The organism is Protofrankia sp. Cas3 (assembly GCF_963555955.1).
Lineage (GTDB): Bacteria > Actinomycetota > Actinomycetes > Frankiales > Frankiaceae > Protofrankia.
The window spans coordinates 49,383-61,671 of the sequence record NZ_CAUVXP010000011.1 but is presented as its reverse complement, the minus strand read 5'-3'; the positions used below and the strand labels follow the sequence as shown (position 1 = coordinate 61,671).

The following is a 12,289-nucleotide window of genomic DNA, read 5'->3' as shown; positions in this document are numbered from 1 at the left end:
GGCCTGAAGCTTGCCGGGATCAAGGGCAAGGACAAGGAATCTCTGGTGGAGCGGTGCCTGCTGCGGGCCGGGCTGTGGAACGAGGTCCGGACCCGGCTGCGCTCGCCGGGTGGGGCGCTGTCGGGCGGGCAGCAGCAGCGGCTGTGTATCGCCCGCTCCCTGGCCGTCGAGCCGGATGTGCTGCTGATGGACGAGCCCTGCTCGGCCCTTGACCCGACATCCACCCGCCGGGTCGAGGAGACCATCGCCGAGATCGCCTCGGACGTGACGATCATCATCGTGACGCACAACATGCAGCAGGCGGCGCGGGTGTCCGACCAGTGCGCGTTCTTCCTCGCCGTGGAGGGCAGTCCCGGCCACGTCGTCGAGTACGGGCGGACCGAGCAGATGTTCGGTGACCCGCACGACCCGCGGACCGCCGACTACGTCAACGGCCGTTTCGGCTGAGCCCGGTCCTGGTCCCCCCCGGGGGGACCAGGACCGGGACCAAGCCCAGGACCGGAGTTCGGATCCGGTCAGGCCGCGATCGGCGTGGCCTCGGACGCGACGGCGGTGCGTGCCGTCCGGCCCCGCCACCCCAGGGCCGGTGCGGCCCCGCGCAGCATCAGCGCGGCGTGTACGCCGGCGAACGCAATGCTGTTCGCCATGCCCGGGCCCCGGTCCTGGGTCAACCCGTAGATCGAAGCGGCGATCAGCACCATGGCCGCGGCGACGGGTACCGCGACCACCGACGGTTGCCAGGACCCGGCCCCCTGCTTCGGTGTGACGACGAAGCGGCCGGGCCGGCGCAGTACCGCTCGCACCGTGGACAGCACCCCGATCCAGAAGCTCGCGCTCTGCAGGGTGAAGGCGCCAAAGGTGTAGCTACCGTTCCCGGCCAGTGCGACCGTGCCGAGGGCCACGACGAAGTAAGGCGCGAAGTGCAGCAGGAACTGGTCGGCGCTGGCCGCGGTGATCGGCTGGACGCCGAACAGGATCCGGACCAACGGCATGATCATGTAGATGAGCACCGTCCAGCCGGACAGGAAGTAGCCGGCGGACAGCAGGTACTGTGCCTTCAACCGCCGGGGCAGCCCCGCGGCCAGCACGGCCGGAATCGCCGAGATGCAGCCTCTGGACCACCGCAGCTGCTGGCTGGTGTAGGAGGCCATGTCAGCCGGCCCGAGGCCACTGGCCAGAACCTCGGGAACGTAGACCGATCGCCACCCGCGGCTGTGCATGCGGATCGACAGCTCGAAGTCCTCGGTCAGCGAATCCTCGGAGAATCCGCCCACCTCCGCCAGGGCCGTACGGCGGAAGGCGATGTTCGTTCCGCAGCAGAACATCGACCCCAGGCCGTCCTTGCCCCGCGCGATCCCACCGAAGAAAAGCGCCTGCTGGGCCCATGACGTGCCGGCGACCTCGTTGGTCGAGGCGTTCGCGTAGTACTGCGGCGTCTGGACGAAGCCCACGCCGGGGTCGTCGAGGTGACCGAGCGTTGCTTCAAGAAAGTCCGGGTGCGGCACATGGTCGCAGTCGAAGACGACCACGATCGGCGCGGAGGTTCGGCCGAGCGCGTGGTTGAGGTTGCCGGCCTTTGCGCCGTTGTGTTCCGCCCGGGTGATGTAGCCGGCACCGTGCCGGCTGGCCAGCGCGGCCATCTGCGGGTTGTCCCCGTCGTCCAACAGGAACACGCGCACCTGCGCGCCCCGCAGCCGGACCGCCGCGGCCACCGTCGGTTCCACCACGTCGACCGGCTCGTTGTAGACCGGTACCAGTACGTCCACGGCGATTATCTGTCCGCTGACCTGTGGCCGGCGCCGGCGTACGCGCTCCCGGGAGCAGGTCCACCAGAAGCCCAGCGCCTGCACCGCATTGAATGCCTCGGCGAGCAGCAGGAGGGTGTAAAGGAACGCGTTGCCGACCCGCCCGGGCGCCAGCAGCCAGCCGAAGTACCAGCAGAAGGCGAGCACGTTCAGCGGCAGCAGATACAGCATCCGGCGCCGCAGCGGCCGGCCCGACCCCATCGGTTGCCACGTCGGCGGCGCGAGCCGCGGGTCCCCGACGATCCCGGTTTCGATGCCGGTTCCGAGATCGAGATCGACCCTCGTGTCGATGGTGACCGAGTGGCGCGCCGCAGGGGCCACCGGAGACAGGTGGCGGCTGTCCGCGAGGGTCTCCCGGCTCGGCGTGAAGGTCACTGCAGCTCCCAGACGGTTACTTGAGGGACGTGAAAGGTGTCGATGACCTGCCGGCGTTGTTCCAGCCGGACCAGGAGGGCTTTGGTGTCCACCGCGACGTTGGGATCGGACAGGAAGCTGCCGACGACGAACACATGGCGGGCGGTCGCGGCCCGCGCCAGCGACCCCGAGCCAGGACCATAGGACGGGAGCGAAGGCGAGTAGTAATCAACGACATCGACCAGGAAGATCGGCGAATATATGATTATATCGCCCGGTTTCGCCTGAGCGGTGACGTGCTTCAAGGCGCCGTCGAAGTCGTACAGGCGCGGGTCGCTCGGATTGAGTTGCTGGTCGCTCAGCGCAAGCACGAGGGTCAGGCTGGCCAGCCCGACGCCGAGCGCGATTCCCGCCGTGGTCCGCAACCAGCTCGTGAGAGCACGCGCTATGAGAAGAATCAGTCCGGGCAGGATACCGACGAAGTAGCGGACCTCGAACAGGTTGTCCTTCTGTGTACCGAGCGCAAACAGAAACAGTACCGGGACGAGCACGGTCGCGGCGAGCAACACCGCGCTGCGCGAGTAGCCCCGGCCGAGCAGCAGGAAGGCGACCAGCATCCCCACCGGCCACAGCGCGACCAGGGTGGCCACGATCGCATCCGAGTGGTATCCGAAGACAGCCCAGACCCCGTTCGCGCCGATCGAGTAGATCGAGAGCAGCGGATGGCTGCCAGCCGCGGCGACGTCACTGGTCTGCGCGGCGAAACCCACCCCGCCACGGGAGTTGTAGGCGTGAAACTGAGCGTTGACGAAGGGCACCAGCGGCGCGACGAGCAAGGCCAGTGTGGCCATGCTGGTCAACCACGGCACCACGATATCCGGCCCGTCCCGACTGGCGCGGCGCGATCCGCGCCGGCGCCAGGCGATCACGGCAAACACGATCTGTTGCGCGAGGACCTGCAGCGTCGCGAAGTAATGGGTCCACAGCAGCAGCGCGCTGGCGAGGGTGTACATCACCCACGCCAGGCGGCCGCCGACCCGCAGTACCCGTGCCTGTGCCCAGGTGGCGCTGACTCCGAACAGCAGGAACAGCGGGTACATCCGCGTCTCCTGCGAGTACCAGACCGCGAACGGGGCGAAGACGCCGAGAATGGCCGCGGCCAGCCCGGCCCGGCGGTCGTAGAGCTCCCGGCCGGCCAGATAGAGCATCGGCACCATCAGGCTGCCGGTCACGATCGAGGGCAACCGGACGGCCAACTGGCCCGTCCCGAACAGGTGGACCTCCAGCCACAGCACCGTGGCGAACAGGGGCGGGTGCACGTCGGTGTCCCGCAGCGCGCGGATCGACTCCTGAAACGGAAAGAGCTTGGCCTGGCGGATGCTGATCGCTTCGTCGACCCAGATGCTGTGCGGCGACAGGAGTCGGATGACGATCCCGAGCATGGTGAGGCCCGCGACCGCCCACCCGGTGTGGTTGGCGGCCACCTGGCGCAGGCGGCTCGGCCATGCGGCGCCCACGGTCGAGGGCCGTGCCCGCAGCATGGTCACGGTGCCCACCGACACGGTCATGGCGGTCATGGCGGCCAAGGTGACCAGTGCGATCGAGCGCGCGTCGTCATGGAAGAGCGCGATGCCGACCGCCTGGCCGACCACCGTGACCCCGACCGCGATGCCCGACGCCCGGCCGCCGCCGGTGACGCAGTTCTCCGCGGCCAGCACCCGGGCCAGGCCGAACATCGCCATCGCCCCGACATAGGCGACGGCGAGCCGGCCGGTCTCGGCGTAGGCGGGGCCGAGAACTGACACCCAGAACCCGGTCGGGGTCACCGCGACGACCAGGAGCGCACCGAGACCGACCGCGGCCGCCCCGCCCAGTGCGACGAGCACGGCTGCGGTGTCACGGTTCGCGGCCCGTGGCAGCAGCACCATCGGGATGGTCGCGGTCGCGAACGCCGCGACACCGCCGAGCGTCGACAGGACCGCGAACAGCGCGGCCTGGTCGCGCCCGAGGATCGCGTTCGCCCAGAGGAGATCCTGGTTCGCCAGGACGGCGAGCAGCAGGAACACGACCATCGCCGCCGTCTGCCGGCTCGCGCCGGTGGCGCTTTGCGACACTGACGGTCGCACCCCGGCGCCGCGCCACCGAGCGATCCCGAGCGCGCAGTAGCCGGCGGCAACGACCCCGGCCGCTCCGCCGACCGGACCAAGCGCCGCGGTCAGCACCACGCCGAGTGTCAGCCGTCCCACCGGCTCGGCCAGCAGGCTCGCGGTGACTCCGCCGACGAGCCCGGCGCCGTACAGCTTTCCCCGGGCGAGCGCCAGCAGCCCCGCACCCGGGCCGGCAGCGGCCAGGACGAGCACGAGCCCGGTCGACAGGTGCAGCGCGGCGGACAACGGCACGCTCGTCGCCGCGAGGACGGCGCCGGCGCCGGCGCCGAGCCCCAACCCGGCGCGGCGCAGCGCCCGCTCGTCGCCCGGCGCAATCGCGCTACCCACCGACAGGCTGGCCGCCGGGACATGCAGTAGGAGATATAGAGCGATGAACGTGACCAGCTCGGCGTAGTCGCCCGGGCTCAGCAGCCGCAGCGCGACGATCGAGAACAGTAGATTGCCGCCGCCCGCGCCGAGCTGGCCGGCGATGACCATGACCTGTTCGGCCACGATCCGACGACGGGGCAGTGAGATGCCGGTGGCGCCGACGAGCGTCGCATTCTCGGCGGCGATGGTCACGCCAGCCCGCCGTAGCGCAGCCGGCACAGACCGGACCCATCCTCCGCCATCGGTTGTTCCCCCGCTGTCTCTGCGCGCCTCCACCGGCGCGAAAGAGTTGGTCGCACCGCCTTTGGCTGTCTGGATGTTGGCCGCGGTCGGGGCGGCGCCGGCCCGAAAAGGGCACAAGGATACCAGCGGGTGGATGGGAACGCCGCGGTCAATGCATGGTCGCATGCGAAGTGCCCGGAAAAGATCCGCACGCGCGGCCTCGCCGCGCCATGATCCCTTGGCTTCCTTGCCCCCCCAAGTCGGCTCCCCGCATCAGGCGGAGATCGACCCGATCACAGTTTCCAACTCTGTCCTTGCCGCATTTCCTGACCGTCTCGTCATGGCAAATTCGCCATGTCCGGTGGGTGGCCAGTTGGTGGAGCCGGTCGTAGCCGGCGAACGGTCATCGGTTGTGTGGCTGTTGGTGTAAGGTTTTTCTTCTGAACAACGGCACCGTGATCTGGAAACGTTTAGTGTATAGACTTTGAACGTCGGCTGAATTACCGGGCTCCGATCCGGGAGCCGGATCAAAGGTCGGTCCGTCGGGTTTTCATGATCGAATATTTCCAATCGGCTGACGTGCTGGAGTGACGGCGCTCTCTCCGTATAACGTGCACAAGCACGAGGGCGCGAGGATCGCCCAGGGGGAACAACGGTCGGCAGCGGTGGCATCCGGCGGGCCGAAGGTGGTCCGATCATGCTTTTCGCGCATCGCCGAGTGGCTTGTACGAAGTAGCTGTGATCGGGTGCCCCCGCTTTGCGGGCCTGCGGCACACGGGGGCGGAGACTGAATTCCTGATTCCTGTCGGGGATGGGTATGCACAACAGTCCGGATGAACGGAGGAGCATGCAGTCACAGCGGGGCGGGCACGAGATGCGGCACCTCGCGCACATCGTGCTGGTCACCAGCATGGCGGTGGGCGGGTTGAGCGGTTCGCAAGGCCCCGTGTCGGCGTCCTGGCTGCCGTCGCCGGTCCGGGCTGCGACCACCCGGACGCCCGGGCCCGTTCTCGGCTCCGGGCTCTACGGCGACTGGACAGGGCGACCGGACATCACACTGCGGGCTGACCTGCGCGACCTTGTTCGCCAGGCGCAGGCGGGGCCGGAGCTCATCGGCGACCCGTTCACGACACCGGGGACGGCCACCACACCGGGGATGCCCAGCACGCCGGGGATGCCCAGCACACCTGAGACGGCCGCCTGGCATATCTTCGCGCAGGCGCAGGACGTCGCCGGTCTCGGTCCGTCACCGCAGGCCCGGGCTGCGCTGCGGTTTGCACTCGGCCAGCTCGGTCGGCCGTACGAGTGGGGTGCGCAAGGTCCGGATTCTTATGATTGTTCCGGGCTCACCCAGCAGGCATTCGCGAGCACGGGGATCCTCATTCCCCGGGTCGCCGCAGATCAGGCCCGGGTCGGCCAAGCCGTCCGGCTGGCCGAGCTGCTACCCGGTGACCTTGTTTTCTACGCCTACGACAGCTCCGATCCAGCGACGATCCATCATGTCGCGATGTACGTCGGTGGCGGCCTGGTGATCCACGCGCCGCAGACCGGGGACGTGGTCCGTATCACACCACTGTGGTTGGACGGTTACATCGGTGCGGTCCGGCTCTCGCCGGCGACGCGCGGCACCGGGATAACCACGGTTGGCCCGTTCGCGGTGCAACCGCCGCCCGCCGACGGCAGCGCGGTTGACCCACTCACGATCCCGCCGGTCCGCAACGATCCGGGTGGCGGTGTCGTCGCCGGCCAGCCGCCAGCCGTAGCTACGCCAGGCGGCCGGGCGACACCCGATGCCGGGTTGTCGCCAGCCCCGACACCAACCGATTCCGCCATCGCCGTGGTGCCGTCGCCGGCCGGCACGGTTGAGCCGACACCCACCTCCGGTGCAGTTCCGCAGCCGGCCCCGACGCCGGACCCGACGCCGACTGTTACGCCGAGTACGTCGTCCGCGCCGCAGCCCACCACGTCCGCTCCAGCTGCGGCTGGGCAGCCGGCGGCGTCGCCTGCTGGCGCCCAGTCGCCGTCCGGCGCTTCCTCCCCGGCTGCTACGTCGCCGGCTGCTACGTCGCAGCCACCAACGGCGGCGCCCGTTACCTCGCCGTCACCAACGGCGGCCTCCGTAGCGGCGCAGCCGCCCGCAGCTGCGCCGGCACGGCCCGCAGCGACGGCGACGGCGACGGCGACGGCGACGCAGCCACCGCCGGCTACTCCTTCGTCGTCAACTCCTTCCTCATCAACCACCACACCGGTGCAGACAGTTGGTGACTGAACCCGCCGAGCCGGGTGTAAGAGCGCCCCTGTTGCCGGGCGCTCTAAATCACAGGTTTCCGGACGAGGAAACTGCCAGCGGTGAGTACGCGGCTGGCCTGAATCGGGGGGCGGACAATGAACACGGGTCAACAGGTGAGGCCCTGTGGGGAGTGCGGTCATGAATGGCGCCTTCATCGTCGCGGGGAGTTGCTCCTCTGTTGTGATGTAGTGCATTGCCGGTGCCGTCAACTGGTCGGGGATTATGTAGGCCAGCTCGATCTCGAGCCGTATGAGTCGGTGCCGTGCGCGGTGGGGTGCGGGCGGGCCGCCCAGCGTGGAGACATTCGGTGTCGGCGTTGCCGGGGCGCGCTTCGCCGCGATCCGTCGTCGGCGCCGGTCCGTGCGGTTGGCCAACATCGCCGCGGCAGCCAGCGGACCGCACAATAGCGGCGTTCGGTTGGTCCTGTTTTTGTTGGGCTTTTACGGGTGTCGGGTGGTGGCGGGTTGTGTAGGTTCGTCGAGGCGGGTCGGGGCCGGAATCCGAACCGGAGGCTGAACGCACGTTCATCCACGGTGACGCATCGTAGCGTTTCTCCCGGCTCTACCTGGAGTTCCATGTATGGACACCGGGCCTGGAGCAAACGGCCATGTAACCGCAACTTTGACGTCTCCTGGCAGTTACGGCCAGGAAACTGGCCGGGTAGAGCCTGACTTTGATTTCTTACAATGAGTATTTTCGACGCTGTGACCCATGGGGAGGGGCCGGGCGGAACGGATCACACTGCGGCCGGCAGCGGCTGGCCATCATGCCGTATGCCGGCATGCGTCGCCGAATTTTCGAAATAGATCTGGTGACCTGTCGGTGAATGTGTTTCCCGCCCTTGTCGACTCTCCTGGTTAGGGAGTGCAATGCGTCTCGACATCATTATTCCCGCACACAACGAGGAGCATCGGATCGGTCGTACGCTGGACAGCTACCTGCGTGCGCTCGACGCGCCGGGCATTCGCTTCCTCGTGGCGCTGGATTATTGCACCGACGAAACCGCGGCGATCGTTCGTAGCCGCCAGCTCGCCGATGGCAGACTGCACATGTATCGTTACCCGAAGCTCGGCAAGGGTGGCGTGATAATTGAGACGCTCCGGCGGACCGACGCGGAACTCGTTGCTTTTGTCGACGCTGATCGCGCCACTCCACCGGGGGAGTTGTTGAGACTCGCGGCGGTCGCCCAGGACGTCGGTGCCGCCGTGGCCAGTCGATGGCATCCGGCGTCGCTCCTGCCCGTAGCCCGTCCATTGGGACGACGGACGGCCAGTTTTGGTTTTGCGACGTTGGTTCGCATGATGTTCCGGTTGCCCTACTTCGACACCCAGTGCGGCGCCAAGGTGCTTCGGCGGGACGTCCTGGACCAGGTCGCTCCACATCTGTCCGCCCGCGATTTCCTCTTCGACGTCGACCTTCTGGTCGTGGCCCGCGCCTTGGGATGTGAGGTGGCCGAGGTGCCCACCGTCTGGATCGACCAGAAGGGTTCGCGGCTGAATCTGTTCGCGGACAGCCGCCGCATGATTCGCTCGCTACTGCGATTGTGGCTGCGTCATCGGATGATGCCGGTCCCGGCGCCCGTCCCCGCCGCACCAGGGGTCGCGCCGGCACCGCTCATGACAGGTCAGCGAGTGGTCGATGTCGCGGCCTGATGTAGCACTGGTGGCGCCCTATCCCCCGCGGGGCGCGAAGCACGCAGGGTCGAGCGGTGTCGCGTCCTATGCCGCGAATCTGGCGACGTCGCTGGTTGACGCGGGCGCGACGGTCGCGGTGGTTGCTCCTAAGATCAAGATGGTGGAGTCGGATGCGGCGGTCTCCGGTGACGGCCCGGTGCTCACCATCCATCGGTCTTTTGGTGACCGACCGTGGTCGCTGCTGGCAGCCTGGCGGGCCGCGCGTGAGACCGGAGCTCCGATCATCCATCTGCAGCACGAGCTGTTCCTCTACGGTGGGGCGGCGGCGCTGCCGTCCCTGGTGACGGCGCTGTCTGCCCGGCGGCGTGGCCGACCTGCGGTTGTCGTCACCATGCACCAGGTGGTCTCACCTCAGGACGTCACACCGGAGTACACGCGGATGCACCGGGTAACGGTACCGGCCCCGGTGGCGCGTGGCGGGCTTGCCGGCCTGCAGCATGCGGTCAGCCGGCTCGCCGACGCGGTCGTTGTCCACGAACGTGCGTTCACCGATGTCGTACCGTCCGCCGTACTCATCCCACATGGGATCGAGGAACTTCTCACCCCGGATCGCCGGGACAGCCGGCTCGCGCTTGGCCTGGACGGTCGGCTGACCGTTTTGTGCTTCGGCTTTGTCGCGCCCTACAAGGGCCTCGAGCTTGCCTGTGAGGCTGCCGCGTTGGCCGGTGACACCGTCCAGCTTGTGGTTGCGGGGGGTGACCATCCGCGGATGACCGGAACGGGTAACTACGCGGACGGGCTTCGCGAACGGTTCGCAGGGACGGTCCGGTTCGTCGGGTACGTCCCGGAAGAGCAGGTTGGCAAGTGGTTCGCAGCCGCCGACCTCGCGTTGCTGCCGTATCCGAAACCCCACGCGAGCAGCGGCGTCCTGGCTCTGGCGTTCGGTTACCGAACCCCGGTACTGCTCTCACATGCGCTGGCCGACTGCGTCGGCGCCCCGCCGCTGATGACCATACCGGGAACGCCCGCGGCGCTTGCTGACCGGTTGCGGGAACTCGCGCGGGACCAGGCGCAACTCGACCGGATCCGCACGGCGAACGCTTTCCTCGCCGACGGTAGGTCCTGGCCGACCGTGGCCAGTCGTCATCTCGATCTCTACGAGGAGGTGACCGGTGGCAAGGGTGCTGTTGGCCGGCGCGTTCGGACAGCGTAATCCGGGCGACGAAGCGCTGCTGCAGGCGTTCCTGCGGGCGCTGTCGGACTGTGACATCGTGGTCACTACAGCCCGTCCAGGATGGACCGAACATACCTATGGATGTGACGCCGTCGACAGTGGCGACCTGTGGGCGGTCGGCCAGGCGCTTGTGGGTGCGGATGTGCTCGTCCTCGGTGGCGGAACGATTTTCAAAACGCTGCACCCGAGCGCGGGCCGTTCGGAGCGTTCGCTGTTGATGCGCTCGCTCGCGCTTGTCAGCTCGGCGCGGACGCTGGGACGTCGGGTGGCCGCGGTCGGTGTCGGTGTCGGTCTGCTGCCTGATTCAGTTTCGCGACGGCTTGCCCGCGAGCTGGTCCGCCGGATCGACCTTCTCGTTCTCCGCGACGAGGAGTCCGCTCACCTGCTGGGCAACTGCGGGGCACCGACACCGTTTCGGGTCGGCTCCGACCCCGCGTGGACGTTGCTGAACCCACCTCTGCATACCGGGGGTCGGCACAGTACCGGGGGTCGGCACAGTAGCGGGAGCCGGCACAGTAGCGGGAGCCGGCACAGTGGCCGTGACGACACGATTCTGGTTGCGCTCAGTCATTTAGCGGCGAGCGGACGGGAGCTGTGGTCGTTGCTGGACCGGCTCGTGGATGCCCTCACCGAGCAGGCCGCCGACGGGCTACAGGTACTTCTCCAGCCGTGGCAGGTCGGTGTCGGTACCTCGGGAACGGACGACCATGCGGTAGCGGCATATCTGCAGACTCGGCTTGACGGCAGCATTGTCCTGCCACCGCCGGCGGACCTGACCGAGGCACGGGCGAGCGCAGCCTCGGCCAGGTTGCTCGTCGCGATGCGCTTCCACGCGCTCGTCGCCGGTGCCGCCGCGGGGACTCCGGTGGTCGCGGTCGCACACGAGGCCAAGCTCGCCGGCCTCGCGCGTCGGCTCGGTCAGCCCGCCGTCCGGACGGACGCGTCCACCGGTGAGCTGGCGGCCGCGATGCGCCATGCCCGGGCTGGAGCCGGCACGCCGCCGGCACGCGTGCAGGCGGAGACCGCCCAGGCTGAGGAGGGCTTCCGACTGCTGCGACTCCTGATCGACCACGAGCGTTGGGACGAGACGGACACCCTCACCGGACTTCGGCTGGAGCCCGCGTGGTGGACGGCACATCCACCGGAGCCCGCGCCGTCAGCTGGTCCGCCCGCAGGTACGGACCGGCAGCTCACCGGGCACGTTCCGGCAACCCCACCCTCGGGTTCCCCGTAATCCGTGTCAGCAGGTTCCCGCGATATCCGGTTCGAGCGCGGGGAGAATCATGAACACCGTGAGCGTGGCGTACCGGGCCGCTTCGGGCAGGGCGTCTGGCCGGGACATGTGGGTGAGCAGCGCATACTGGCTGCATGCGCCCAGCAGAACCGCAGCGGCGACAGTGGGGTCGACGTTCCGGTTGATCCGGCTGATCTGCTGCTCCTGAGCGAGATAGTACGCCACGCCATCGTGAACCGTGGACAGATCGCGACGGTCGGTGATGAGCTTCGTTCGGACCGCCGCGTGCAGTTCGGCGTCGGTGAACAGCCCCCCGGCCAGCGGCAGGTACTGCGCGAAGAACATGATTGCAGCCTGTGACAGCTCCTCGAGGTTGCCCTGTACCGTCCCGCGCCCGACGCGGAGCCGAAGCTGGTCCAGCGCGTCGTCGAGGGTTGGCAGGCCTTCGAGCATCACCGCGGTGATGAGGTCCGTTTTGTCGACAAAATGATTGTATATGCTGCCCACGGCCACGTTGGCTTCGCGCGCAATCTCCTTGGATGTCGCAACTGCCAGCCCGCGGGTGCGAATAACCTGGGTCGCCGCTTCGATGAGTCTATGTCGCATGAGCTGACGTGGCACCCGTCGCCTCCGTTTTCCCCCGTTAACGGCGGCCTTTCGGTCTGTACCGGACCTGACCGTTCTGTCTGTGCTGGAGGATAGGAGAGGATGGTCCGGAAAATATTATCGCCGGATAAAACGACGGTGTCCGGGAAGTGAACGTCGCCTGTCAAATTGCGATCAGTCAAACGCCCTCGAGGGACCCGGACGGTCGCCGCCACCGGTCCGACCGCCACCCCGCTGATCGGTCGGTGCGCTCACATTTTATGAACCCGGGTGTCCGGTACCGCCCGAAATAACCTATGTCGGTGCTGAATGCGCCGACCTACCGGGCGCGGTCATCACCATATTGCTGTTTCGCGCGCCCGGGCGCCACCGA

General features: G+C 68.1%; 8 protein-coding genes. 5 read left to right on the top strand and 3 right to left on the bottom strand.

Annotated features, from left to right (window positions below; all coding sequences use genetic code 11):
* On the top strand, positions 1–447 hold a 447-nt coding region (locus U9983_RS04130; protein ID WP_322752738.1), incomplete at its 5' end, for a phosphate ABC transporter ATP-binding protein.
* A 68-nt stretch (positions 448–515) separates the two neighbouring features.
* Here U9983_RS04130 and U9983_RS04125 read toward each other — a convergent pair.
* Together U9983_RS04125 and U9983_RS04120 are read right to left on the bottom strand one after the other, a co-directional pair.
* On the bottom strand, positions 516–2,180 hold the full coding sequence (locus tag U9983_RS04125; RefSeq protein WP_322752737.1) for a glycosyltransferase family 2 protein: 1,665 nt from the start codon (positions 2,178–2,180) through the stop codon (positions 516–518).
* Positions 2,177–4,888 carry a glycosyltransferase family 39 protein gene (locus U9983_RS04120; protein ID WP_322752736.1) on the bottom strand — a complete coding sequence of 904 codons (2,712 nt, stop codon included), beginning with the start codon at positions 4,886–4,888 and terminating at the stop codon, positions 2,177–2,179. Before U9983_RS04120 ends, U9983_RS04125 begins: the two co-directional genes overlap by 4 nt.
* A gap of 877 nt (positions 4,889–5,765) precedes the next feature.
* On the opposite strand from U9983_RS04120, the gene U9983_RS04115 reads away from it, so the two are divergent.
* From U9983_RS04115 to U9983_RS04100, 4 genes are all read left to right on the top strand, one after another.
* Entirely contained in the window at positions 5,766–7,187 is a 1,422-nt protein-coding gene (locus U9983_RS04115) for a C40 family peptidase (protein ID WP_322752735.1), read from the top strand.
* Between the two features lie 890 nt (positions 7,188–8,077).
* On the top strand, positions 8,078–8,860 hold the full coding sequence (locus U9983_RS04110; RefSeq protein WP_322752734.1) for a glycosyltransferase: 783 nt from the start codon (positions 8,078–8,080) through the stop codon (positions 8,858–8,860).
* Complete coding sequence (locus U9983_RS04105; protein ID WP_322752733.1) at positions 8,847–10,055, top strand: glycosyltransferase; 1,209 nt, start codon at positions 8,847–8,849, stop codon at positions 10,053–10,055. Before U9983_RS04110 ends, U9983_RS04105 begins: the two co-directional genes overlap by 14 nt.
* Complete coding sequence (locus U9983_RS04100) at positions 10,015–11,310, top strand: polysaccharide pyruvyl transferase family protein (RefSeq protein ID WP_322752732.1); 1,296 nt, start codon at positions 10,015–10,017, stop codon at positions 11,308–11,310. The genes U9983_RS04105 and U9983_RS04100 overlap by 41 nt, the downstream gene beginning before the upstream one ends.
* Positions 11,311–11,316: 6 nt before the next feature.
* Here the strand turns inward: U9983_RS04100 and U9983_RS04095 are convergent, their stop codons facing one another.
* Complete coding sequence (locus tag U9983_RS04095) at positions 11,317–11,916, bottom strand: TetR/AcrR family transcriptional regulator (protein WP_322752731.1); 600 nt, start codon at positions 11,914–11,916, stop codon at positions 11,317–11,319.
* Between the last annotated feature and the right edge of the window lie 373 nt (positions 11,917–12,289).